Source organism: Streptomyces sp. NPDC104226, assembly GCF_055584085.1.
Map to the genome: position 1 here is coordinate 54931 of NZ_JBVJMS010000007.1, position 21855 is coordinate 76785.

Annotated in this window: 23 protein-coding genes; 11 read left to right on the top strand and 12 right to left on the bottom strand. The window is 71.9% G+C overall.

What is annotated here, in order from left to right; genetic code table 11:
* Positions 1–65: 65 nt before the first annotated feature.
* The 6 genes from ACZ60J_RS22270 to ACZ60J_RS22295 all read left to right on the top strand — a co-directional run bounded on the left by ACZ60J_RS22270 (position 66) and on the right by ACZ60J_RS22295 (position 7164).
* Positions 66–1124: a BMP family lipoprotein gene (locus ACZ60J_RS22270; protein WP_469684215.1), complete on the top strand. Its 1059-nt coding sequence runs from the start codon at positions 66–68 to the stop codon at positions 1122–1124.
* A 230-nt stretch (positions 1125–1354) separates the two neighbouring features.
* A complete protein-coding gene (locus ACZ60J_RS22275; protein ID WP_469684859.1) occupies positions 1355–3022 on the top strand; it encodes an ABC transporter ATP-binding protein in 1668 nt (555 codons plus the stop codon).
* A complete protein-coding gene (locus ACZ60J_RS22280) occupies positions 3019–4134 on the top strand; it encodes an ABC transporter permease (protein ID WP_469684217.1) in 1116 nt (371 codons plus the stop codon). The genes ACZ60J_RS22275 and ACZ60J_RS22280 overlap by 4 nt, the downstream gene beginning before the upstream one ends.
* Complete coding sequence (locus ACZ60J_RS22285; protein WP_469684219.1) at positions 4131–5396, top strand: ABC transporter permease; 1266 nt, start codon at positions 4131–4133, stop codon at positions 5394–5396. Before ACZ60J_RS22280 ends, ACZ60J_RS22285 begins: the two co-directional genes overlap by 4 nt.
* Positions 5393–5785, top strand: a complete 393-nt coding sequence (locus tag ACZ60J_RS22290) for a cytidine deaminase (protein WP_243333749.1) — start codon at positions 5393–5395, stop codon at positions 5783–5785. Before ACZ60J_RS22285 ends, ACZ60J_RS22290 begins: the two co-directional genes overlap by 4 nt.
* 101 nt (positions 5786–5886) lie before the next feature.
* On the top strand, positions 5887–7164 hold the full coding sequence (locus ACZ60J_RS22295; RefSeq protein WP_469684221.1) for a thymidine phosphorylase: 1278 nt from the start codon (positions 5887–5889) through the stop codon (positions 7162–7164).
* A gap of 67 nt (positions 7165–7231) precedes the next feature.
* On the opposite strand, the gene ACZ60J_RS22300 is transcribed toward ACZ60J_RS22295, so the two are convergent.
* Positions 7232–7810, bottom strand: a complete 579-nt coding sequence (locus ACZ60J_RS22300; protein WP_469684223.1) for a ferredoxin — start codon at positions 7808–7810, stop codon at positions 7232–7234.
* A 56-nt stretch (positions 7811–7866) separates the two neighbouring features.
* Here ACZ60J_RS22300 and ACZ60J_RS22305 point away from each other — a divergent pair, with 56 nt between their 5' ends.
* Positions 7867–8202 (top strand): STAS domain-containing protein, encoded by a 336-nt coding sequence (locus ACZ60J_RS22305; RefSeq protein ID WP_469684225.1) that lies wholly within the window; start codon positions 7867–7869, stop codon positions 8200–8202.
* On the opposite strand, the gene ACZ60J_RS22310 is transcribed toward ACZ60J_RS22305, so the two are convergent.
* The 4 genes from ACZ60J_RS22310 to ACZ60J_RS22325 form a co-directional block, all read right to left on the bottom strand.
* Entirely contained in the window at positions 8089–9099 is a 1011-nt protein-coding gene (locus ACZ60J_RS22310; protein ID WP_469684227.1) for a sigma-70 family RNA polymerase sigma factor, read from the bottom strand. The genes ACZ60J_RS22305 and ACZ60J_RS22310 overlap by 114 nt on opposite strands.
* Positions 9100–9190: 91 nt before the next feature.
* Positions 9191–10174 (bottom strand): RNA-binding protein, encoded by a 984-nt coding sequence (locus tag ACZ60J_RS22315; protein WP_469684229.1) that lies wholly within the window; start codon positions 10172–10174, stop codon positions 9191–9193.
* Position 10175: 1 nt separating this feature from the next.
* The gene (locus ACZ60J_RS22320) at positions 10176–11420 is read right to left on the bottom strand and encodes a ribonuclease FAU-1 family protein (protein ID WP_469684231.1); all 1245 of its coding nucleotides are present in this window, start codon (positions 11418–11420) and stop codon (positions 10176–10178) included.
* Positions 11421–11470: 50 nt separating this feature from the next.
* Entirely contained in the window at positions 11471–12751 is a 1281-nt protein-coding gene (locus ACZ60J_RS22325) for an MFS transporter (RefSeq protein WP_469684233.1), read from the bottom strand.
* 99 nt (positions 12752–12850) lie between these two features.
* Between ACZ60J_RS22325 and ACZ60J_RS22330 the strand changes: the two genes are divergently transcribed.
* Entirely contained in the window at positions 12851–13792 is a 942-nt protein-coding gene (locus ACZ60J_RS22330) for a LysR family transcriptional regulator (protein ID WP_469684234.1), read from the top strand.
* Here the strand turns inward: ACZ60J_RS22330 and ACZ60J_RS22335 are convergent.
* Together ACZ60J_RS22335 and ACZ60J_RS22340 are read right to left on the bottom strand one after the other, a co-directional pair.
* Positions 13728–14894 carry a helix-turn-helix transcriptional regulator gene (locus ACZ60J_RS22335; RefSeq protein WP_469684236.1) on the bottom strand — a complete coding sequence of 389 codons (1167 nt, stop codon included), beginning with the start codon at positions 14892–14894 and terminating at the stop codon, positions 13728–13730. The genes ACZ60J_RS22330 and ACZ60J_RS22335 overlap by 65 nt on opposite strands.
* Positions 14895–15169: 275 nt before the next feature.
* Positions 15170–15889, bottom strand: coding sequence for an alpha/beta hydrolase (locus ACZ60J_RS22340; RefSeq protein ID WP_469684238.1), 720 nt, complete (start codon positions 15887–15889; stop codon positions 15170–15172).
* A gap of 114 nt (positions 15890–16003) precedes the next feature.
* On the opposite strand from ACZ60J_RS22340, the gene ACZ60J_RS22345 reads away from it, so the two are divergent.
* The 3 genes from ACZ60J_RS22345 (at position 16004) to ACZ60J_RS22355 (ending at position 18540) form a co-directional block, all read left to right on the top strand.
* Entirely contained in the window at positions 16004–17152 is a 1149-nt protein-coding gene (locus ACZ60J_RS22345; protein WP_469684240.1) for an adenosine deaminase, read from the top strand.
* Between the two features lie 139 nt (positions 17153–17291).
* Positions 17292–17564, top strand: coding sequence for a hypothetical protein (locus ACZ60J_RS22350; protein WP_469684242.1), 273 nt, complete (start codon positions 17292–17294; stop codon positions 17562–17564).
* Positions 17565–17730: 166 nt separating this feature from the next.
* Entirely contained in the window at positions 17731–18540 is an 810-nt protein-coding gene (locus ACZ60J_RS22355) for a sensor domain-containing protein (protein ID WP_469684244.1), read from the top strand.
* A gap of 17 nt (positions 18541–18557) precedes the next feature.
* On the opposite strand, the gene ACZ60J_RS22360 is transcribed toward ACZ60J_RS22355, so the two are convergent.
* The 5 genes from ACZ60J_RS22360 to ACZ60J_RS22380 form a co-directional block, all read right to left on the bottom strand.
* Positions 18558–18770 (bottom strand): PspC domain-containing protein, encoded by a 213-nt coding sequence (locus ACZ60J_RS22360; RefSeq protein WP_469684246.1) that lies wholly within the window; start codon positions 18768–18770, stop codon positions 18558–18560.
* 66 nt (positions 18771–18836) lie between these two features.
* Complete coding sequence (locus ACZ60J_RS22365; RefSeq protein WP_469684248.1) at positions 18837–19406, bottom strand: VanZ family protein; 570 nt, start codon at positions 19404–19406, stop codon at positions 18837–18839.
* Positions 19407–19456: 50 nt separating this feature from the next.
* Complete coding sequence (locus tag ACZ60J_RS22370) at positions 19457–20074, bottom strand: PH domain-containing protein (protein ID WP_469684250.1); 618 nt, start codon at positions 20072–20074, stop codon at positions 19457–19459.
* 25 nt (positions 20075–20099) lie between these two features.
* Complete coding sequence (locus ACZ60J_RS22375) at positions 20100–20753, bottom strand: class F sortase (RefSeq protein WP_469684252.1); 654 nt, start codon at positions 20751–20753, stop codon at positions 20100–20102.
* A gap of 87 nt (positions 20754–20840) precedes the next feature.
* Positions 20841–21557: a hypothetical protein gene (locus ACZ60J_RS22380; RefSeq protein ID WP_469684254.1), complete on the bottom strand. Its 717-nt coding sequence runs from the start codon at positions 21555–21557 to the stop codon at positions 20841–20843.
* Positions 21558–21855: the final 298 nt, after the last annotated feature.

The window sequence follows — 21855 nt, forward strand, 5'->3', positions numbered from 1 at the left end:
GTTACGATCTCGGCGAAACCAGCGCCGGTCGTGGCGCTTCGGTCAGGTTTTGAAGGAGCCTCCCCTTGCGCCGGATCACCAGGATCGCCACCGTGGGCCTCGCGTCCGCTGCGCTGGCCCTCTCTGCCACCGCCTGCGGTGGTAAGAAGTCCTCCGACTCGTCTTCCTCCGCCTCGTCCTCCGCGGAGAAGTCCGCCGCCATCGCGTACGACATCGGTGGCCGTGGCGACCAGTCGTTCAACGACGCCGCCTACGAGGGCCTGCACAAGGCCGAGACGGACCTCAAGATCAAGGGCGCCCAGGCGGAGCCCACCGACGGCGAGGGCGAGGCCGACAAGGTCCAGCGCCTCACCGAGCTGGCCCGCAAGGGCAACAACCCGGTCATCGGCGTCGGCTTCGCCTACGCGCCGGCCATCAAGAAGGTCGCCGAGAAGTTCCCGGACACCACCTTCGGCATCATCGACGACACCTCGGTGCAGGCGAAGAACATCGCCAACCTCGTCTTCAACGAGGAGCAGGGCTCCTACCTGGCCGGCGTCGCCGCCGCCAAGGCGTCCAAGACCGGCACGGTCGGCTTCATCGGCGGTGTCGAGGTTCCGCTGATCAAGAAGTTCGAGGCCGGCTTCGCGCAGGGCGTCAAGGACACCAACCCGAACGCCAAGGTGCTCGTCCAGTACCTGACGCAGCCGCCGAACTTCGACGGCTTCGCCAAGCCCGACCTGGGCAAGGCCGCGGCCGAGGGCCAGCTCGACAAGGGCGCCGACGTGATCTACTCGGCCGCGGGTCTGGCCGGCTCCGGTGCCATCGAGGCCACCGCCGCCAAGGGCAAGTGGGCCATCGGCGTCGACTCGGACCAGTACAACCAGGCCGGTCTGGCGAAGTACAAGGACTCCATCCTGACCTCGGTCACCAAGGACGTCTCCGACTCGGTCTACAACCTGATCAAGTCGGTCCAGGACGGCAAGCCCGAGTCCGGTGAGGTCCGCTACGGCCTGGACAAGGACGGCGTCGGCCTGGCCGACTCCAACCCGAAGTACAAGGAGATGACCGACCTCATCGCCGCGGTCGACAAGGCGAAGGCCGACATCATCGCCAAGAAGATCGAGGTCAAGACCGCGCCGTAAGGCCTGGTCCGACCTGCTGCACGCGTGATACCCGGGGTCCGGGAAGCGGTCTCATCGCTCCCGGGCCCCGGCTCATGTCACGTGGTTTCATGTGATCTTGTGGCCGGTTGGCCGCAAGTTTTCACTTTCGACAGTGCTACGCGCGTAGAAGCATCGTGGACGCGATACTTTCACACCCCCGCTCTGTCCCTCCCTGCCTTCAGCTCCTTCCGCGCCAAGGAGAGTGCGTCATCAACGCGTCCAGCCCGCCCCCCGCCGTAGAACTGCACGGCATCACCAAGCGCTTCCCCGGCGTCGTCGCCAACAAGGACATCGCGATCACCGTCCGCAAGGGCACGGTCCACGCCCTGATCGGTGAGAACGGCGCCGGCAAGTCGACGCTGATGAAGATCCTCTACGGCATGCAGAAGCCGGACGAGGGCACCATCGCCATCGACGGGGAGCAGGTCTCCTTCAGCAGCCCCGGCGATGCCATCGCCCGCGGCATCGGCATGGTGCACCAGCACTTCATGCTCGCCGACAACCTCACCGTCCTGGAGAACGTGGTCCTCGGCGGCGAGAAGCTCTACGGCATCGGCGCGAAGGCCCGTAAGAAGATCAAGGAGATCTCGGACGCGTACGGCCTCGGCGTGCGTCCCGACGCCCTGGTCGAGGACCTCGGCGTCGCCGACCGCCAGCGCGTGGAGATCCTCAAGGTCCTCTACCGCGGCGCGAAGATCCTCATCCTCGACGAGCCGACCGCGGTGCTCGTGCCGCAGGAGGTCGACGCGCTCTTCGACAACCTGCGCGAACTCAAGTCCGAGGGCCTGACCGTCATCTTCATCTCGCACAAGCTGGGCGAGGTCCTGAAGGTCGCCGACGACATCACCGTCATCCGGCGCGGCACCACGGTCGGCACCGCCGACCCGCGGACCGCCACCACCAAGCAGCTCGCCGAACTGATGGTCGGCTCCGAGCTGCCCTCGCCGGAGACCCGCGAGTCCACGGTGACCACCGTCCCGATGCTCCAGGTCGAGCGGCTGACCGTCGCCGAGGGCGGCGCACCCGTCGTCACCGAGGACACCGCGCGCACGCCGGGCCTGCCGGACGCCAACCTGCGCGAGACCGCGGTCGGCGGACGCCTGCTGCTCGACGGGATCAGCCTCACGATCCACAAGGGCGAGATCCTCGGCATCGCGGGCGTCGAGGGCAACGGCCAGACCGAGCTCATCGAGGCCCTCATGGGCATGCTGACCCCCGACGCGGGCGTCATCACCCTCGACGGCGAGGACATCACCAAGTTCCCGGTGCGCAAGCGCCGCGAGGGCGGCATCGGCTACATCCCCGAGGACCGCCACCGGCACGGTCTGCTGCTGGAATCGCCCCTCTGGGAGAACCGCATCCTCGGCCACGTCACCGAGGCCCCCAACTCCAAGCGCGGCGTCATCGACCCGAAGGCCGCCCGCAAGGACACCGAGCGGATCGTGCGCGAGTACGACGTCCGCACGCCCGGCATCGAGGTCACCGCGGCCTCGCTCTCCGGCGGCAACCAGCAGAAGCTGATCGTCGGCCGCGAGATGAGCCACAACCCGAAGTTCCTCATCGCCGCCCACCCCACCCGCGGTGTGGACGTCGGTGCGCAGGCGCAGATCTGGGACGCGATCCGCGAGGCCCGCCGCGAAGGCCTGGCGGTCCTGCTGATCTCCGCCGACCTGGACGAGCTCATCGGCCTGTCCGACACCCTGCGCGTGATCTACCGCGGCCGCCTGGTCGCGGACGCCGACCCCGCGACCGTGACCCCGGAGGAGCTCGGCACCGCCATGACGGGCGCCGCCACCGGGAACCTGGACGCCACCGACAACAACTCCGCCGCCGGCACGGACGCCCGTACCGACTCCCCGGAGGACGAGGCCCGATGAAGAAACTCGACAAGGACCGGCTGCTCCTCGGCTTCGCCGGGCCCGCGCTCGCGCTGGTCACCGCCTTCCTGCTGACCATGGTCGTCCTGGCGGCGACGGGTGTGGACCCGATCGAACCGCTGCGGCTCATGGTGGAGAACGCGGGCTACGAGGACGTCCAGGTCCTCATCGTCAACCAGGCCGGCACGTACTACCTGGCGGCCCTGGCCGTGGCCGTCGGCTTCCGGATGAACCTCTTCAACATCGGCGTCGACGGCCAGTACCGGCTCGCGGCGATGCTGTCGGCGGTCGTCGGCGCGGCGGTCTCGCTGCCCGGCCCGCTGCACATCCTGCTGATCGTGGTCGTCGCCATGCTGGTCGGTGCCTTCTGGGCCGGCATCGCGGGCATCCTGAAGGCCAAGCGCGGAGTCAGCGAGGTCGTCTCCACGATCATGCTGAACGCGATCGCCACCAGCCTGATCGCCTGGCTGATCCTGCCGAAGAACCTCGGCGTGCAGCCCCAGGGCTCGAACGACCTGACCACCGGCGAGATCGCGAAGTCGGGCTGGTTCCCGGCGATCTCCCTCGGTGACGGCCTGGAGATCTACGGCTTCACCTTCATCGCCTTCGCCCTGGGCGCCGTCTACTGGTTCGTCCTGAACCGCACCCGCTTCGGCTTCGACCTGCGCGCCACCGGCGCCAGCGAGTCCGCCGCGCAGGCCTCCGGCGTGGACGCCAAGAAGATGATCATCACCTCGATGCTCATCTCCGGCGCCGTCGCCGGCCTCGCCGGCATGCCGGTGCTGCTGGGCGAGAGCCACACGTACAGCCTGTCCTTCCCGGTCGGCGTCGGCTTCACCGGCATCACCATCGCGCTGCTGGGCCGCAACAGCCCCATCGGCATCTTCTTCGCCGCGTTCCTGATGGCCTTCATCGACAAGGCCTCGGCCTCGCTCGACACGGCCGGGTACGCCAAGGAGATCGGCACGATCATGAAGGGCCTGATCGTGATCGCGGTGGTCGTCTCCTACGAGCTCGTCCGCCGTTACGGCATCCGACGCCAGCAGCAGAAGGTCGGCGAGGAGCTGGCCGCGGGCCACGCCATCACGACCGACAAGGAGGTCTCGGCGTGAGCACCAGCACCGTTTCCGCGACCAGCGCCGCGCCCAAGAAGCAGGGCGGACGCACCAAGCTCACCCTCCCGTGGATCATGCTGATCATCGCGGGCGGCCTCGCGCTCGTCTCGCTGGTCCGCGTGATCAGCGGCGCGGACGACCTGACCTCCATCGGCCAGGTCTCCGGAGCGCTCTCCCTCGCCGTGCCGATCGGCCTCGCCGGCCTCGGCGGCCTGTGGGCCGAGCGCGCGGGCGTCGTCAACATCGGCCTCGAAGGCATGATGATCCTCGGCACCTGGTTCGGTGCCTGGGCCGGCTACCAGTGGGGCCCCTGGACCGGCGTCATCGCCGGTCTGATCGGCGGCGCCATCGGCGGCCTGCTGCACGCGATCATCACGGTCACCTTCAACGTGAACCACATCGTCTCCGGTGTGGCCATCAACATCCTGGCGCTGGGCTTCACCCAGTACCTGTCGAACTTCACGTTCGCCGAGGCGCCCGGCGGCTCCTCCAAGCAGTCCCCGCGCGTCGAACCGATCTACGAGATCACCATCCCCGGGCTGTCGGACTGGATGGCGACCCTCCAGGGCAAGCACTGGTTCTTCGTCTCGGACGTCGCGGGCCTCGTCGGCGGCCTGGTCACCGGCCTGTCGCTGCTGACCGTCGTCGCCCTGCTGCTGATCCCCGGCACCTGGTGGGTGCTCTGGCGCACCACCTTCGGCCTGCGCCTGCGCTCTTGCGGCGAGAACCCCGTCGCCGCCGAATCCCTCGGCGTCAACGTCTACAAGTACAAGTACATCGCCGTGATCGTCTCGGGCGCCCTCGCGGGCCTCGGCGGCGCGTTCCTGTCGATCGTGGCCAGCCCGATCTACCAGGAGGGCCAGACCGGCGGCCGCGGCTACATCGGCCTCGCCGCGATGATCTTCGGCAACTGGATGCCGGGCGGCATGGCGCTCGGCGCCGGACTCTTCGGCTTCACCGACAGCCTCAAGCTGCGCGGCGGCGCCGAGAACGTCCACGCGATGCTCCTGCTCATCGCGATCCTGCTCGTCCTGGTCGTCGCCTGGCAGCTGTACAAGAAGCGCTACGTCCCGGCCGCGGTCTCGGCGGTCTTCGCCGTGCTGCTGTTCCTCTGGTACGCGCTGACGGACCAGGTGCCCAGCCAGTTCGTGGACGCCGCCCCGTACCTGACCACGCTGCTGGTGCTCGCGCTGTCCGCGCAGCGCCTGCGGATGCCGAAGGCGGACGGCATGCCGTACCGCAAGGGCCAGGGCAAGTGACGGCCGCTCCCGACTGGGAGGCGCTGCGCGAGGCCGCCCGGGAGGCCATGTCCCGGGCGTACGCCCCGTACTCGGGCTTCCCGGTCGGCGTCGCGGCGCTGGTCGACGACGGCCGCACCGTCGTCGGCTGCAACGTCGAGAACGCCAGCTACGGGCTCGGCCTGTGCGCCGAATGCGGGCTGGTCTCCTCCCTCCAGGCCACGGGCGGCGGCCGCCTCACGCACTTCACGTGCGTGGACGGCAAGGGCGAGATCCTCGTCCCCTGCGGCCGCTGCCGCCAGCTCCTCTTCGAGTTCGGCGGCGCCGAGCTCCAGGTGGAGACGCCGGAAGGCGTCCTGCCGCTCTCCGCGATGCTGCCGCAGGCCTTCGGGCCGGACCATCTGAGATAGCCGCGGCGACGGCCCCCCACCCTGCAGGGCGGGGGGCCGTCCCCCTTGGCCCTCCCGCCAACCCCTCTCCTCTCTCTATGCGCGTAGAAGGAAGCACTTCCATGGACGTCATCTCCGTCATCCGTACCAAGCGCGACCGCGGTGAACTGAGCCCCGAGCAGATCGACTGGGTCATCGACGCGTACACGCGCGGCGTGGTCGCCGACGAGCAGATGTCGGCGCTGGCGATGGCCATCCTGCTCAACGGCATGAACCGGGCCGAGATCGCCCGCTGGACCGCCGCGATGATCGCCAGCGGCGAGCGGATGAACTTCGACTCCCTCTCCCGTCCGACCGCCGACAAGCACTCCACCGGCGGCGTCGGCGACAAGATCACCCTGCCGCTGGCCCCGCTCGTCGCCGCCTGCGGCGCGGCCGTCCCGCAGCTCTCCGGCCGCGGCCTCGGCCACACCGGCGGCACCCTGGACAAGCTGGAGTCCATCCCCGGCTGGCGCGCGCTGCTCTCCAACGAGGAGATGCTGCACGTCCTGGACACCACCGGCGCCGTCATCTGCGCCGCCGGCGACGGCCTGGCCCCGGCCGACAAGAAGCTCTACGCGCTGCGCGACGTGACCGGGACCGTCGAGGCGATCCCGCTCATCGCCTCCTCGATCATGTCGAAGAAGATCGCCGAGGGCACCGGCTCCCTCGTCCTGGACGTGAAGGTCGGCACCGGCGCCTTCATGAAGAACATCGAGGACGCGCGCGAGCTGGCCCGCACCATGGTGGGCCTGGGCACGGACAGCGGAGTCAAGACGGTCGCCCTGCTCACCGACATGTCCACCCCGCTCGGCCTCACCGCGGGCAACGCCCTGGAGATCCGCGAATCCGTCGAGGTCCTGGCGGGCGGCGGCCCCTCGGACGTCGTCGAGCTGACCCTGGCCCTGGCCCGGGAGATGCTGGACGCGGCGGGCATCAAGGACGCCGACCCGGCGAAGGCCCTGGCCGACGGCTCCGCGATGGACGTGTGGCGCCGGATGATCGCGGCCCAGGGCGGCGACCCGGACGCGGCCCTGCCGGTGGCCCGCGAGCAGCACGTGGTCACGGCCCCGTCCTCGGGCGTGCTGACCCGGCTGGACGCGTACGGCGTGGGCGTGGGCGCCTGGCGCCTGGGCGCCGGCCGCGCGCGCAAGGAGGACCCGGTCCAGGCGGGCGCGGGCATCGAGCTCCACGCGAAGCCGGGCGACACGGTCACGGCGGGCCAGCCGCTGATGACCCTGCACACCGACACCCCGGAGAAGTTCGACTACGCCCTGGCGGCGCTGGAGGGCACCTTCGACGTCGCCGCGGCGGGCACGTCCTTCTCGGCGACCCCGATCGTGCTGGACCGCATCGCCTGATCCGGGCCCCGATCCCGTCGGCGCGGCTCCCCGTCCGGAGCCGCGCCGGCGCCTTTCGGGCCGGGGCTCACAGCCCGGGCAGGGCCTCCCGGGGCTCCGGCTCGCGCCGGTGCTCCAGCCAGTACAGGTAGCCGCGCAGGTAGGCCTCCAGGCCGTCGTCGATGTGCGCGACGAAGTCCCGGTGCCCCTGCGCGTGCGCGCGGTAGAAGCCGGCGAACTCGTCCGTCTCGTCCCACCCGGCCCACTGCGCGCCCGTCCGGACGGCCCACTCGCGCACCCGGCCCCGGTCCCGCCACCAGTCGCGTACGCCCTCGACCGTCCAGTGGTCGTCGCCGTCCATGGCGTAGCCGTTGTAGAGCTCCCAGCCGGCGCCGTCGAGCAGGGTCTCGGTCTCCCGCTCGTTCACCGGCTGGCGGAAGACGAACTCGCAGCAGTCGTCGTCGTAGGCGATGTGCGCCGGCGCCCAGTCCCGGCTCAGCATCAGGCTGTCGGTGTCCGCGCCGTAGAACGGGCCCGGGACGTTGCGCCAGTTCCGCTCGGCCCAGACCCCCTTGAACATGGGCGACCCGAAATGCGCGAAGCGCGAGCCCTCGGGCGGGGCGAGGCGCCGGGCGGTGGGCACCGGATCCCAGTAGCCAGTGATCATCGGATCATTCTGCGCGGGCGCCGATGAGTTCCGGAAGGCGCGGCGGTCATCACCTCGTGGAGAGCGAACGATTCGTACTGCCCGGACCCGCCCTGGACCGACAGGACGCGGCGCTGCTGTGCGCGCGGCTGGCCAGGCTCTACGACGGCGGGGCGACGGCGGTCGTGTGCGACGCCGGGGCCGTCACCGTGCCGGACCTCGCCGCCGTCGAGGCCCTGGCCCGGCTCCGGCTGACGGCCGCCGGCCGGCCCCTGCGGGTCACCGGGGCCGGGCCCGCCTTACGCGCCCTGCTGGACCTCGTAGGCCTCGTCGAGCTGCTCGGGGAGCCCGAAGAGCGGGAACCACCGGGCGGTGTCCAGGAAGGCGTTGAGCCCGACGATCTTCCCGTCTGAGACCTCCAGGACCTGGAGCGCCCACGGGGTCCAGCCCGGCTGCCCGTCCTCCCGGGGCCGGTACTGGCCGAAGGCCGGCATGCCGTTCGCCGTCGTCGGGAGCAGCCGCGAGCCCTTGCAGCCGATGCCCTGGTTCAGGTGCCAGGCCGCGATGTCCGCGTGGCCCTGGAGCCACAGGTCGAACGGCGGCATCGACAGCACGGCGTCCTCGTGGAGCAGGGCGGTCAGCCGGGAGATGTCGTAGGCCTCGAAGGCGGCGAGGTACTGCTCCAGCAGCTTCGCCTGATCGCCGTCCAGCGGGTCGAGCGCCTCGCTCTCCCGCACCCGGGTCGCGGACAGCGTGGCCCGGGCCCGCTGCAGCGCGCTGTTCACCGAGGCGACGGTGGTGTCCAGCAGGGTGGCCACCTCGTCGGCCTTCCAGGCCAGCACCTCGCGCAGGATCAGCACGGCCCGCTGCTTGGCCGGCAGGTGCTGGAGCGCGGCGACGAACGCGAGCCGTACGGACTCCTTCGCCAGCGCCATCTCCGCCGGGTCGGCGGTCTGCGGCAGCACCCGCCCGTCGGGCACCGGCTCCAGCCAGGTCACCTCGGGCCGCTCGTTGAGCACGGCGGACGCCTGGTGCTGCGGCGCGCTCAGGTCCATCGGCCGGGCCCGCTTGTTCCCCGCGTTCAGCAGGTCCAGGCACACGTTGGTGGCGATCCGGTACAGCCACGACCGCAGCGAGGACCGCCCCTCGAACTTCTCGAAGCTCCGCCAGGCACGGATGTAGGTGTCCTGCACCGCGTCCTCGGCATCGAAGGCCGAGCCGAGCATGCGGTAGCAGTACCCGGTGAGCTCGACGCGATACCGGTCGAGCGCGGCGTCGAGCTCGGTCCCGTGGGCGGTGGCTTCGGTCATGTCCCGTGATCCCCCTGCTAGTTCCCGATACCCCGGAAACTACCCGAGCCCTCTGACAACCGCAGCCCGGAACGAGGCGGCGGAAGCCCCCCTACACCTGCCACCGGGCCCGGACCACCCCGTCCGGATCCGGCAGGACCCCGGTGAACAGGGGCTCGTGGTCGTCGGCGTACACCGGCAGCAGCGCCGCGGCCCGTGCCCCGGCGAGCACCTCGACCAGCTCCGCGCGGTCCTCCTCGTCGGCGCGACCGCTGAAGATCCGGCCGTCCGCGTCCTCCCACACGCACTCCAGGGAGAACTCCTCCGGCAGCCCCGCGATCAGCCCGGCGGTATCGGGGGACAGCCCCGGCCAGACGTTCAGACGCGCGCGCGGGGCGAGCCCGGCGCGCAGGGTTCGGAGCCGTCCGGCAACGTCCCCGCCGGCGTCGATCCGGTGCCAGCGGGTCCAGGCGTGCTCTTCCTCGACGAGCCCCGCCTCGCCGCGCGCCGCACTGGCCCCCACCCGCTCCCAGAACTCCGCGTCGGCGGCGCGCAGCTCGTACGGGTCGTCGAACCCGGGGTCGTACGGCGAGACCTCGATCGGTTCCGCGAAGATCCCGAGCTCCCGGGTGCGGACCACGGCGGCCCCGCAGGCCGTGCGGGAGCCGACGTAGACGTACAGGTCCCACCCGACCTGCACGGCGAAGAACTCCCGGCCCGCCTCCCCGGCCTCCAGCCGGCAGGAGGGGCCGTCGCCGCGGAGCATGCCGCGCAGGAGCTCCAGCGCCACGGGCACCGTCACCCGCGCGCCGTCGTGGAACCCGGCCGGGCCCTCGGGGAACAGTCCGGTCAGCCCGTACCCCTCCACCACGGGCTCCCGACCGAGGTGCCCGGAGCTTCCGGGGACCTGCGGGTCCCGTACGGTCAGCAGCCCCACCCCGCTCTCGCGCGCGAAGGCCGCGATCGCCGCCAGGTAGGCGGCCTCGACCGGTCCGTGGTCGCTGTCGGTGCCGAGCGGCCCCCGGTAGCTGCCGTCGGGACCCCGGTCGGCGGGGTCGTACTGGGTCACCCGGTAGGCGTGGGGCAGGAACGGCACGTCAGGTACCTGCCCCGGGTTCGGCTTCGTACGGCGGTACGACCCACCGTAGGACGGCCTCTCCCGCCCGCTCCTCCAGCGTCACCGGGTACACCTGCCCGTACGTCCTCTCGCCCCGGTGCCGCATGGAGTGGTCTCCCGCGTCCCACCCGAGCCCGAGCACCCGGCACCCGCCGACCTCGACTGCTCCGGCCAGCAGCGGGTGGCTCCGGCCCGCGCGTTGGGCGCGGTGGTAGTCGGTGTGGTCGTCCACGGACGTGCCGTGCAGGCCCTCGAAGGCGTCCAGTGCCAGGGCGTCGCCCAGGACCATGCCGCAGCGGTCGACCGGGAGGTCTCCGAGGGGGACCGGAGCCGGGCCGTGGTTCCAGGGGAGGCCCAGGGATGTCTCCAGGGTCGAGACCACCGGCCGGCCGTCGAAGGGGGACGGCGCCGTCCAGGCCCGTACGGGCAGGGGCCGGTCGGTGGCGGCCGGGACGGCCACGGCCTCGTAGCCGTAGGGCTCGGGCCCGGCGGCCCCGCCGTCGTGGAGGTGTCCGCCGCCCGCCGCCGCCACCGCGAGGGCGCTCCGCGAGCGGGGCCCGTCCGGCCGGTGGTCGATCCATCCCGCCTTCCCCAGCACCAGCGTCCCCGAGGGGGCGGTGACCGACCCCAGGGGCAGGGGCGGGAGGGCCGGGAGGGGCCATGATGCCGGGGGGCGGAAGTCGCACCAGGTGCCGTCGAAGGGGTAGGCGGCCGTGTCGATGAGGCGGGTGACGCGGACGCCCTCCGCGCGGACGGCGGCGGCCTCGGCCGGGGTCCAGTACACCGGGTGGCCCGTCTTCGCGGCGAAGGACTCCTCGTCCTTCCACTCCCACACGCGGTCCGGGGTCACCGTGATGTCGAGTTCCTGGTCGGTGACGTGGACGTCCGCGCCGTCCGGGCTGCCGACACGGGATTCGAGGTTCACGTACCAGCTGCGGAACTCCTGCTCCCGCGTGAAGCTCCACCACACCGCGTGCCCCGCCCCGGCCGGCTGCAGGATCAGTGCGCCCCCGTGCCGCCACCGGTCGGCCCGCAGCGGGTAGGAGCCCTCCGGCGGCAGGTCCCGCAGGTGGGTGCCGGGCGGGATGGTGGCGCGCCAGAGCGGGGTGCCCGGGGCCACCCACAGCAGCAGGCCGTCATCGCCCGACTCCACCACGCGGGCCGGGATGATCATGCTGATCGTGCTGCCGAGTATGAGGTGAACGTTGACCGTGACTGGGGACATGACCGGCGATCATGCCATCCGCGGGTGGAGGGCCCCGGTGCGCCCACCCCTCAGCGTGCCGCCAGCGCCGCGATCCGCTCCGAGCGGGCCGCGTGGGACCCGTACAGGGTGATCGTGACGACCCCGGCGACCGCGAGCAGCGCGAGGGTGACCGTGGCCGCCCAGCCCGCCGCGTGGTAGGCGAGGGCGCCCAGCGTGCCGCCGGCGCTGGAGCCGACGTAGTACGCCGACTGGTAGAGCGCCGAGGCCTGTGCGCGGCCCGTCTTCGCCGTGCGGCTCACCGCCGCCGAGGCCACCGCGTGGCCGGCGAAGAAGCCCGCCGTGATGAGGACCAGGCCGAGCAGGATCGCGGTGAGCGACTCCGCGAGGGACAGGAACAGGCCCGCCGCCGTCGTGGTCACCGCCAGGTACAGCGCGCCGCGCCGGCCCAGCCGGGCCACCAGCTGCCCGGCCGCGGCCGAGGAGACCGTACCCACCAGGTAGATCAGGAAGATCGAGCCGATGAGGCCCTGGCCGAGCGAGAACGGCTCGTCGACGAGGCGGTAGCCGATGACGGTGTAGACGGCGCCGAACACGGTCATGAACAGCGCGCCGATCCCGTACAGCCGCAGCAGCAGCGGATCGCGCAGGTGCCCGGAGACGGTACGTCCCACCGCGCGCGGGTTCAGCGAGGCCGGCCGGAAGAACCGGGCCCGGGGGAGGAGGACGAGGAAGGCCGCCGCGCAGGCCAGCGACATCAGGCCGACGGCCAGCAGTCCGCCGCGCCAGCCCCAGACCTGGGCCGCCCAGCCCGTGACGAGGCGGCCGCTCATGCCGCCGATGGAGTTGCCCGCCACGAACAGGCCGATCGCGGCGACCAGCGCCTTCGGCTTCACCTCTTCCGCCAGGTACGCCATCGCGGAGGCGGGGATGCCGGCGATCGCCGCGCCCTGGACGGCGCGCAGCGCGATCAGCCACTCCAGGTTCGGCGCGAAGGGGACGAGGAGGCCGACGCCGACCGCGATCACCATCGAGCAGGTCATCATCCGGGTCCGGCCGAACCGCTCCGAGAGCGCGCTGAGCGGCAGGACGAACAGGGCGAGCGCACCGGTGGCCGCGGAGACCGTCCAGCTGGCCTGACCCGCCGTCACGCCGAAGCCGTCGGAGATCGCGGGCAGCAGCGCCTGGGTGGAGTAGAGGAGGGCGAAGGTGGCCAGGCCGGCGGCGAAGAGCGCGAGGCTGAGGCGGCGGTAGCCGGGACGGCCGGGCTCGTGCGCCTCGGGTGCGGAGGCGGGGAACGACGGGGTGGAGGCACCCGGGATGACGGATGCCCCGGTATGAGCGGGAGGCATGTCTACGACCGTAGGGCCGTCCTTTTCATGCGTCCAATGCACAGATTCGCGATAATCGATCCATTCATGCATCAGTGCAGGTCAGATGGGCGCCTATCGATGAGTCGTTACGAAGAAGACATGTCCGTGACACACGCGCTGGCCCCGCGCCTCGCGTACTTCGCCGCCGTCGCACGGCACGAGCACGTCACCCGGGCCGCGCACGAGCTGGGCGTCCCCCAGTCCACCCTGTCGCGGGCCATGGTCCGGCTCGAACAGGACCTGGGCGTCACGCTGTTCGCACGCAAGGGCCGTACGGTCGCGCTCACCACCGCCGGCCGCACCTTCCTCGCCTCGGCGGAACGCTCACTGGCCGACATCGCCCGCGCCGCCGGCTCCGTCCAGCAGGACGCCGACCCGTCCTTCGGCAAGGTCGCCTTCGGCTTCCTGCACACCCTGGGCCCCGAGACCGTGCCCGGCCTGATCCGGGCCTTCCGGGCCGACCACCCCGGCGTACGGTTCTCCCTGGTCCAGAACTACGGCGAGGCCATGCTGGAGAAGCTGCGCGCGGGCGAGCTCGACCTCTGCCTGACCTCGCCGCTGCCCGACGCCCCGGACCTGGTGGCCCGCCGCCTCGACGAGCAGCGGCTGCGCCTGGTGGTCCCCGACGACCACCGGCTCGCGACGCGCAAGCGCATCCGCCTCGCCGAGGCGGCCGAGGAAACCTTCGTCACCCTGGAGCCCGGCTACGGGCTGCGCCGCATCACCGACGACCTGTGCGCGGAGGCCGGGTTCACGCCCCGGGTCGCCTTCGAGGGGGAGGAGGCCGAGACCCTGCGCGGGCTCGTCGCCGCCGGTCTCGGCGTGGCGTTGCTGCCGCCGCCCGCGGTGCCCCGGCCCGGGGTCGTCGAGCTGACGGTCACCGCTCCGCGGGCCGTCCGCGAGATCGGGGTCGCCTGGCTCGACGGGCACCCGGACACGCCGCCGGTGGCGGAGTTCAAGAAGTTCCTGCTGTCCCGTCGGGGGCGGCTGATTCCGGAGCTCCAGCCGGGTGGGGAGTGAGCGGGGTCCCGGAGTCCGCAGAGTTCGGGGAGTCCGTGGCGGCAGCGGTGGCCGCCGTGGCCGCGGAGGCCGTCGCCGCAGCCGTCGACGCCAGCAGGAACCCGGCCTGGAAACGGGACTTGGCCCCCACCGCCCGCATGATCTCGGCGATGTGGCGCTGACAGGTCCGCTCCGACATGCCGAGGCGCCGGGCGATGACCTTGTCCTCCAGCCCCTCCGCCAGCAGCCGCACGATGGTCTGGCGCAGCTCGTCGGAGATGGAACGGGCCTGCTCCGGACCGATGGTGGTGCTGAAGGGCTCGGCCTCCGCCCAGCAGCGCTCGAAGGTCTGCACCATGAACTGGACGACGTTGGGCTCGCGCACCACCAGCGCCGCCTTGATGTCGTCCTGCACCTCCATCAGCCCGGTGTGCCGGTCGACGAGGATCATCCGCATCAGCCCGTCGCCGACGGTACGGACCTGCGAGCCGAGCGCGGTCACCCGCTCCACGTAGGCGGCCGTCGGGCGGGAGTAGCGGGCGGTGTGCTGGTAGAGGGTGCGCATGCGCACGCCCCGGGCCAGCATCGCCTCGTCCCGCACCACCGCCCCCTCCAGGGTGGCCGTGCTGCGGCCGCCGCCCGGGTGGCAGGTCAGCACCTCGGACTCGGCCGAGGCGATGAGCTCCCCGATCAGGACCTGCAGTGCGGCCGGGTCGGTGACCAGTTCCAGGGCGTTCGCCCCGCCGCGGGCGCGCAGGTCGGTGCCCGCCTCGTACGCGGGGAGCAGCGCCTCCAGCCGGCCGCGCAGCCGGTCCATCTCGTCGTGGGTCTGGCGCACCCGTACCGCCAGCGGGGCCAGCGTCCGGGCCACCGCGGCCTGCGGGGACACGGCGCTCCAGCACGTTCCGGCCGGCCCGTCGGGGCAGTCGTCGTCCGCGGCCCCGGAGCCGGTACGGGAGCGGGGCTGGATCAGGTGGGCCGCCGCGAGTTCGGTGACAGCGGAGCCGACGGACTCACCGAGCGCCTCGCCGGCCTCCGCCTCGGAGAAGGCGTGCCGTTCGGCCGCGTACGCGTAAAGACGCCGGGCCGTGGAGCTCAGTTGGTCCGTTTCATCCGATGGCATGTGCATATTCGTCCCGGACTGTGCCGATGTGTAAACCCCTCGTGTTCCCGCAAGGCGTCAAGACGATGCCCTCCGATCTTCGTGAGGATAGGCCTAACCGGCACAGTGGTACCACGGCGTTCTCGGGGGAGGGCGCGGGCATCCAGAGTCCGCGCTTCGCCGTCCGGCACCGCGCCCTCGCGCGGGCGCGTGCCTCAAGGTGGTCGCGCCGGCCCGCCCGTGTCATCCGACCGGGCGGGGGCGGCGCGGCCGGCGGCGGCCTCGCGCGGCCGCCTTCAGCCGCGCAGGGAGCGTCCGTAGCCGGAGGCCAGCGGCATGCGCAGACCCAGCGGCGGGGGAGCCGCCAGCGCGTCGGTGACGGGCCGTGAGTAGGGCCCGGAGAACACGGAGCCCAGCACGAAGTCCACGGACAGGGCCACGACTTCGGCCTGGTGCTCGCGCAGTCCGTGTCCGTCCGAGTGCACCTCGAAGCGGCACGTCGTGCGGTTCGCCTTCTTCGCCCGGGTCGCCAGCCGGTACGACAACTCCGGGTCGCTGCGGGCGTCGTTGGTGCCGTGCACGATCAGGACCCGGCGGCCCGAGAGCTGCTTCACCGGTTCGGGGGAGTCCTCCTCCGACGGGCGGGAGAGCGAAGGGGCGAGCGCCAGAACGGAGTTGACGGCCTCGTGGCCCGCCGCGGCGAGCGCCGCCCGCCCGCCCGCGTCGTAGCCGGCCAGGCACACCGGTACGTCCCCGTACCGCCGCACCACCTCGTCCGCGGCCCACTCGGCGTCCCCTTCGCGGGTTCCCGCTCCGTGGACGACCTGGTGCGTGACCAGCCCGTCCGCCGCACCCGCACGGGCCAGGGCCCGCGCCAGCGGACGTACCGGACCGGGGGACAATCTGGACGCTCCGGGGAGAAGGAGCACCACACCACTGACCGTTGATACCGGGCCGGTCGCGCCGGCCGCCCGCCCCAGGCGGGCCCCGCGCGCCGGCGGCGCATGCTGTGCCATGACGGAACAGTCTCAGACGCGGAGGTGTACGCCACCCGTCCGCGCGGTCACTGTTACATATCGGCAACGCCCACCGTCTCACCGCTCTACGCGCGTAGGAGCTAGAGTGCCCAGATGACGAGCGAGACCCCCAACCTGCCCACCCCGGATCAGATCCGCCGCTCCCCGAAGGTGCTCCTGCACGACCACCTCGACGGTGGTCTGCGCCCCGGGACCATCATCGAGCTGGCCCGCGAGGTCGGCTACGAGAACCTTCCCGAGTCCGACGCCGACAAGCTCGGCATCTGGTTCCGGGAAGCCGCCGACTCCGGCTCCCTCCCGCGGTACCTGGAGACGTTCGCCCACACCTGTGCGGTCATGCAGACGAAGGCGGCCCTCTTCCGGGTGGCCGCCGAGTGCGCCGAGGACCTCGCCGAGGACGGCGTCGTCTACGCGGAGATCCGCTACGCGCCCGAGCAGCACCTGGAAGCCGGCCTGACCCTCGAAGAGGTCGTCGAGACGGTCAACGAGGGCTTCCGCGAGGGCGAGCGCCGCGCGAAGGCCAACGGACACCGGATCCGCGTCGGCGCGCTGCTGACCGCCATGCGGCACGCGGCCCGTGCGCTGGAGATCGCGGAACTGGCCAACCGCTACCGCGACAACGGCGTCGTCGGCTTCGACATCGCCGGCGCCGAGGCCGGGTTCCCTCCCACCCGCCACCTCGACGCCTTCGAGTACCTCAAGCGCGAGAACAACCACTTCACCATCCACGCGGGCGAGGCCTTCGGCCTGCCGTCGATCTGGCAGGCCCTGCAGTGGTGCGGCGCCGACCGGCTCGGCCACGGCGTGAAGATCATCGACGACATCGAGGTCGCCGCCGACGGCTCCGTGACGCTGGGCCGCCTGGCCTCGTACGTCCGGGACAAGCGGATCCCGCTGGAGATGTGCCCGACGTCGAACCTGCAGACGGGTGCGGCGGCCTCCTACGCCGAGCACCCGATCGGCCTGCTGCGGAAACTGCACTTCAGGCTGACCGTCAACACCGACAACCGGCTGATGAGCGGGACCAGCATGAGCCGCGAGTTCGAGCACCTGGTCGACACCTTCGGCTACTCGCTCGACGACATGCAGTGGTTCACGGTCAATGCGATGAAGTCCGCGTTCATTCCTTTCGATGAACGACTGGCCATGATCAACGACGTGATCAAGCCCGGTTATGCGGAGCTGAAGTCGGAATGGCTGTTCCGTCAAACCGCTTCCACCAGCGGTTCCGTCTCGGCCTAGGCCATGGCGTGACGGACTGAAAGCGCCCGGGAGGAGCAATTCCCGGGCGCTTTCTCGTATTTAATGATGTTTGCGGGAGGGGGTTTGAAGTGACTAGTTTGCGGAGCCGCTCATTTCCCCGTCGCAAGGACGATTCTTCATGAAGCAGTCAGCTGCCAAGACCCTCGGTGTCGCCGCTCTCGGTGCCGCCTTCGCCGCCGTCGCCGCCGGTACCGCCTCGGCCGCCGTCCCCGCCGTGGGTCTCGGTGACGCTCTGGGCACCGTCACGGGCGCCGTCCAAGGTGCGACCAGCCAGCAGCACGTGACCGCCGACGAGGGCCAGAAGGCCCCCGAGGCGACCGACCCGGCCGCCGCGCTCGGCACGGTGACCGGCCTGCTCGGCGGCCTGCCGACCAGCGGCCTCGGCGCCTGATCCACTTCGGATCCCCTGCCGGATCCGTACGCGACCCGTACGCGATTCGCACGCACGCCCACGCGGCGCACGCCTCTTCGAGCAGGTGTGTGCCGCGTCGCGTCATGTGCCAGGATCGCCGCCAACTGCCCGCCAAAACACTGGGTATGAGGTTTCGACCATGCGCATGAAGGCACGAACGGCCGCGGCCGTGCTGCTCCCCGCCCTGCTCTCAGCGACGGTGGGCTGCGGCAGTACGAACACCCCTGCCTCCGGCAAGGACCCGGACCCGAAGGGCTCCGCGAGCGTGCCCGGGCAGTCCGCTACGGCGGGCTCGGCCGGCGGGTCCGGCCCGGAGGGCTCCGCGGGCACCGGCGGATCCGGTGACACGGGCGGCACCGGCGGTACGACCGGCCCCAAGCCGGGCGCGAGCAGGCTGGAGCGCGCCGCCCTGCAGCAGGGCGACCTGACCGGCTACCAGATCTCCGCGAACGGCAAGAACCCGAACGCCCCCGACGGCCAGCCGCAGGCGGACCGCAAGGCCTGCCAGCCGCTCGCCGACATCATGGGCGACAAGCCCGACCCGGCGGCGCGCGCGACGGTCAACCGGGGCATCGGCTCCCAGAAGCAGCTCGGCCTGGCCATCTCCGCCTCCGTCAGCTCCTACGCCGAGTCCGACGCCAAGACGCTGATCACCCGACTGAAGGACGCCGTGGCCGCCTGCGCGGGCGGCTTCACCGCCACCGTCGAGAAGCAGACCGGCACGTACCGCGACGTGAAGGCGGCCGACTACAAGACGGGCGGCGACGAGAGCGTCAGCTGGACGACGACCGCAGCCGCCGGAGGCGTCACCGCACAGGTCCACCTGGTCGTCGTACGCCAAGGGGACACGGTCATGCGCCTCATGGCGCTCAACGTCACGGGTGGACCCCAGGCCCCCCAGGTCCCGCACGAGGTCGCGGACAAGCAACTCCAGAAGGTCCGCGCCGCGCGCTGAATTCCTGGTCCTGCCGGCTACCAGCCGGTGGCGGCGGACGTCGTGCCCGACTTCTCGTTCGGCAGGAGCACCCACAGCGCCAGGTAAAGGAGGAACTGCGGGCCGGGCAGCAGGCACGAAACGACGAAGATGATCCGCATCGTGTTCGCGGATATTCCGAAGCGGCGCGCCAGACCGGCACAGACTCCGCCGATCCATCGTCCGTCACGGGGGCGGGCAAGGGCGCTCATGGTCTCTCCTCTGTCGTGGTGCGGTTCAGTAGTGGTGCGGTCCGCGGGAGGTTTTCCCGCGATGCCTCAATACTCCCGCTGAACAGAGGACAGAACGTCGGTCCAGGGGCCGAGCCCGACCCTGGGAATTCTCGGGGTCGCCCCCTGAGATCGACGCATCCGGGCCCTCAGGGCCGGGACCACGGCCAGGTGCGCGAGCATCACGCCGAGGGTGTTCAGCAGCACCGAATCCACATCGACCACCTGCCCCGGGACCGCAGTCTGCAGCATCTCGATGCCGACCGAGACCAGCGCGCCCGCGGCGGCCGTCCGGGCCAGCGAGGACCAGGTCGCCAGCGGCGCGAGCTCCACCCGCCCGCTGAGCAGCGGCAGCAGCACCCCGAGCGGGGCCAGCAGTGCCAGCCCGCCGCCGATCCGGCGGGCGGCCTCCAGGGGGCCTTGGGTGAGGTCCGCCCTGATCCCCTCCAGCGGGGTCAGGTTGGCGGCAGCCGCCCAGGGCACGTCCAGCGGGCGCAGCATCAGCCAGCCGACGAGGAGGAGGTGGGCGCCCAGCAGGACCCCGGCGAGGAGCCGGATCCACAGCTGTACGGCGGCGCTGCCGCTGCCCTTGACACGCTTGTCCTTGAGACGGTGCACGCCAGTGGAGACGCGGCTTCCGTCCCCGGCGGTTCCGGGGAAACCGCCGGTCAGCCGGTGGCGAGGAGCACAATCAGGATCAGCGCGCCGATCACGGCGGGCGCGATGATCTCGTACGACCAGGAGACCTGAACCGAGCCCTGGGCGCCGGTCCGCGAGGCACCGTGCTCGTGCAGGGTCCGCAGTTCGTCCATGGTCCGGTCCGCGGAGGCCCGGCGGACTTCCCCGTCCGGGGTCTTGTTCTGCCCGTTGCCCGTGCCGAGCCGGCGCGTCTGGCGGCGGTTGGCCTTGTTGCGCTCCCGCAGGGAGACCGGGATCGACCAGAGCTGGTACGTCCTCCCCTCCGCGAGCACCTCGGCGGAGAAGCGGGCCCGCAGTACGTCGACGGCGGCCCAGGGGAGCTCGATGACCCGGAAGGGGTTGCGCACGCGCAGCCGGTCGGCGTTGGCGAAGACGGCCGGACGGACCGTGAACGCCACGATGAGCGGAGCCAGGAGCAGGGCGACCGCGAGGGCGATCCACGGGACGTTCCCGTGCCCCCGCACCACGGCGTCGCCGCAGAGCCACGCGAGCAGGGCGAGCAGCATCACCCCGGTGACGGTGGCCATCGGGGAGCGGTAGACCCGGTCGTCGTACGCCGGCTCTTCGGTGGGCTGATCGCTGCTCATGCGGCCGATTCTGCCTCACGCCGTCTCACCCCACGAGATCGGCGTACAGGATGATGTTGTCGGGGCGGTGACCGTCGGTGATGTCACCGCCGCAGGTGATCACGCGCAGCTCCGGGCGCGGGGTGTCCCCGTAGACCTTCGCGGTGGGGAACTCCTTCTTGTCCACCTGCTCCAGCTCGCGCACCCGGAAGACGGCTTCGGTGCCGTCCGCCCTGGTCACCCTGATCTCGTCGCCGGTGTGGACGCGCGAGACGTTGCGCAGGACGGCCGGCCCGCGCGCGGTGTCGAAGTGGCCGATCAGCACCGCCGGGCCGGTCTCGCCGGGGGTGACCCCCTTGGTGTACCAGCCGATCTTGTCGCCGTCCGCTACGGAGGGCACCTGGACCGTGCCGTCGGAGGCCAGCCCGAGCTCCAGCACCGGCGAGGCGTCCACGCCGGCCGAGGCGATCCTCACCCGGACGGGCGCGGAGGCGGGCAGGGCCGCGGCCGGCGGCGCCGAAGCCGACGGCGCGGCCGCGGGGGGCACGGGAGCGGCGGAGGTCTCGGCGACGTGCGGGGGCGGCGTGGCGGCCGGAGCGGCGCCGCCGCACCCGGTCAGGGCGGCCAGGGCCAGCGGGCCGAGCAGGGCGGCGGCGAGCAGCGGACGGCGGCGGGACGGGCGGTGAACGCGGTGAACCATGGGAACGACTCCGGGGAACGGCCTGCGGCGGGCCACCGTGGGGTGGCCCGCCGGAAGCGGGAACGAGCGGCTGGGGGGCGGGACGGCTCAGCCGCGGACGCGGGCCTTGCGGGCGCGGACGGCGAGGGTGGTGCCCAGCCCGCCGAATATCGCGAGGAGGGCGGCGGAGGTGGCCGCGGTGATGCTGTCGTCGGTGTCCGCGGCGGCGGCCTGCGTGTTCCCGGAGGCTTCGGCGGCACCGGTGAACTCGGCGCCGGCGGCGACGGGGCCCTTGGGGACCACGGCGGTCTGCGGCTTGGCGGGGGACACGGCGGCCGGCTTCGCTGCCGGCTTCGCCGGGGACTTCACCGGGGGCGTGGTGGCGGGGGCGGCCTTGGGCAGCAGGTACCAGCCGCTGGAGGCGCCCTCGCCCAGCACGTGGACGTCGAGCCCGTAGCGGTTCTTGTCCTGGCCGACCGCGACCTTCCGGAGGTCGTACTGGACGCCCTCGATGACGGCGCGCTTGTGGGTGGGGTCGAGCTTGGCCAGCACGCGGCCGGCCCAGCCGTCGCCCGGCTTCCAGTCGGGGGAGACCGCGCGGATCCAGACCTCGGGTCCCTCCGCTCCGTTGCGGAGCACGGCGATGCGGCCCTTGGCGACGAGAACGGTCTCGCCGTCGTAGCGGTCGTTGCCCGAAGGGTCCGCCGACACCGCGGTCACGGCCTGCGCGGCCCGGTCGGGCGCGGCGATGGCCGTCGCGGCGGGCGCCAGGAGCGCTCCGGCGAGGGCGGCGGTGACGATCGAGGTACGGAGGGCGGTTCGCATAACGACTCCTGGAAGCATTGTCTGGGAAGGGGCGGAGAGTCGCATGCCGCGGTGTCGCTGTCGGGATGTCGTCCGGTCAGGTCTGCGGGGCTGCTGAGGAGAAATCTACGGATCTTGATCGACCGGACCGTGGTCGTCCTGTCATGGCTGCGTAACGACGAACAGCAGTCCGACGACCGCACCCGCATCCGAAGCGTACGAGGCCCGGACGAGGCCGGAACCCCGTCCGGAGCCCCTCCGGACGCCCCCCGGCGGGCCACCACGAGGGCGACGCGCCGGAGGGCACGCGAACGGGACT

Bases quoted from the DNA above. Each gene is read 5' to 3' on its own strand.
- ACZ60J_RS22280 (WP_469684217.1), top strand. From the start codon at position 3,019: ATGAAGAAACTCGACAAGGACCGGCTGCTCCTCGGCTTCGCCGGGCCC.
- ACZ60J_RS22295 (WP_469684221.1), top strand. From the start codon at position 5,887: ATGGACGTCATCTCCGTCATCCGTACCAAGCGCGACCGCGGTGAACTG.
- ACZ60J_RS22300 (WP_469684223.1), bottom strand. From the start codon at position 7,810: ATGATCACTGGCTACTGGGATCCGGTGCCCACCGCCCGGCGCCTCGCC.
- ACZ60J_RS22310 (WP_469684227.1), bottom strand. From the start codon at position 9,099: ATGACCGAAGCCACCGCCCACGGGACCGAGCTCGACGCCGCGCTCGAC.
- ACZ60J_RS22320 (WP_469684231.1), bottom strand. From the start codon at position 11,420: ATGTCCCCAGTCACGGTCAACGTTCACCTCATACTCGGCAGCACGATC.
- ACZ60J_RS22325 (WP_469684233.1), bottom strand. From the start codon at position 12,751: ATGCCTCCCGCTCATACCGGGGCATCCGTCATCCCGGGTGCCTCCACC.
- ACZ60J_RS22330 (WP_469684234.1), top strand. From the start codon at position 12,851: ATGAGTCGTTACGAAGAAGACATGTCCGTGACACACGCGCTGGCCCCG.
- ACZ60J_RS22335 (WP_469684236.1), bottom strand. From the start codon at position 14,894: ATGCCATCGGATGAAACGGACCAACTGAGCTCCACGGCCCGGCGTCTT.
- ACZ60J_RS22340 (WP_469684238.1), bottom strand. From the start codon at position 15,889: ATGGCACAGCATGCGCCGCCGGCGCGCGGGGCCCGCCTGGGGCGGGCG.
- ACZ60J_RS22345 (WP_469684240.1), top strand. From the start codon at position 16,004: ATGACGAGCGAGACCCCCAACCTGCCCACCCCGGATCAGATCCGCCGC.
- ACZ60J_RS22350 (WP_469684242.1), top strand. From the start codon at position 17,292: ATGAAGCAGTCAGCTGCCAAGACCCTCGGTGTCGCCGCTCTCGGTGCC.
- ACZ60J_RS22355 (WP_469684244.1), top strand. From the start codon at position 17,731: ATGAAGGCACGAACGGCCGCGGCCGTGCTGCTCCCCGCCCTGCTCTCA.
- ACZ60J_RS22360 (WP_469684246.1), bottom strand. From the start codon at position 18,770: ATGAGCGCCCTTGCCCGCCCCCGTGACGGACGATGGATCGGCGGAGTC.
- ACZ60J_RS22370 (WP_469684250.1), bottom strand. From the start codon at position 20,074: ATGAGCAGCGATCAGCCCACCGAAGAGCCGGCGTACGACGACCGGGTC.
- ACZ60J_RS22375 (WP_469684252.1), bottom strand. From the start codon at position 20,753: ATGGTTCACCGCGTTCACCGCCCGTCCCGCCGCCGTCCGCTGCTCGCC.
- ACZ60J_RS22380 (WP_469684254.1), bottom strand. From the start codon at position 21,557: ATGCGAACCGCCCTCCGTACCTCGATCGTCACCGCCGCCCTCGCCGGA.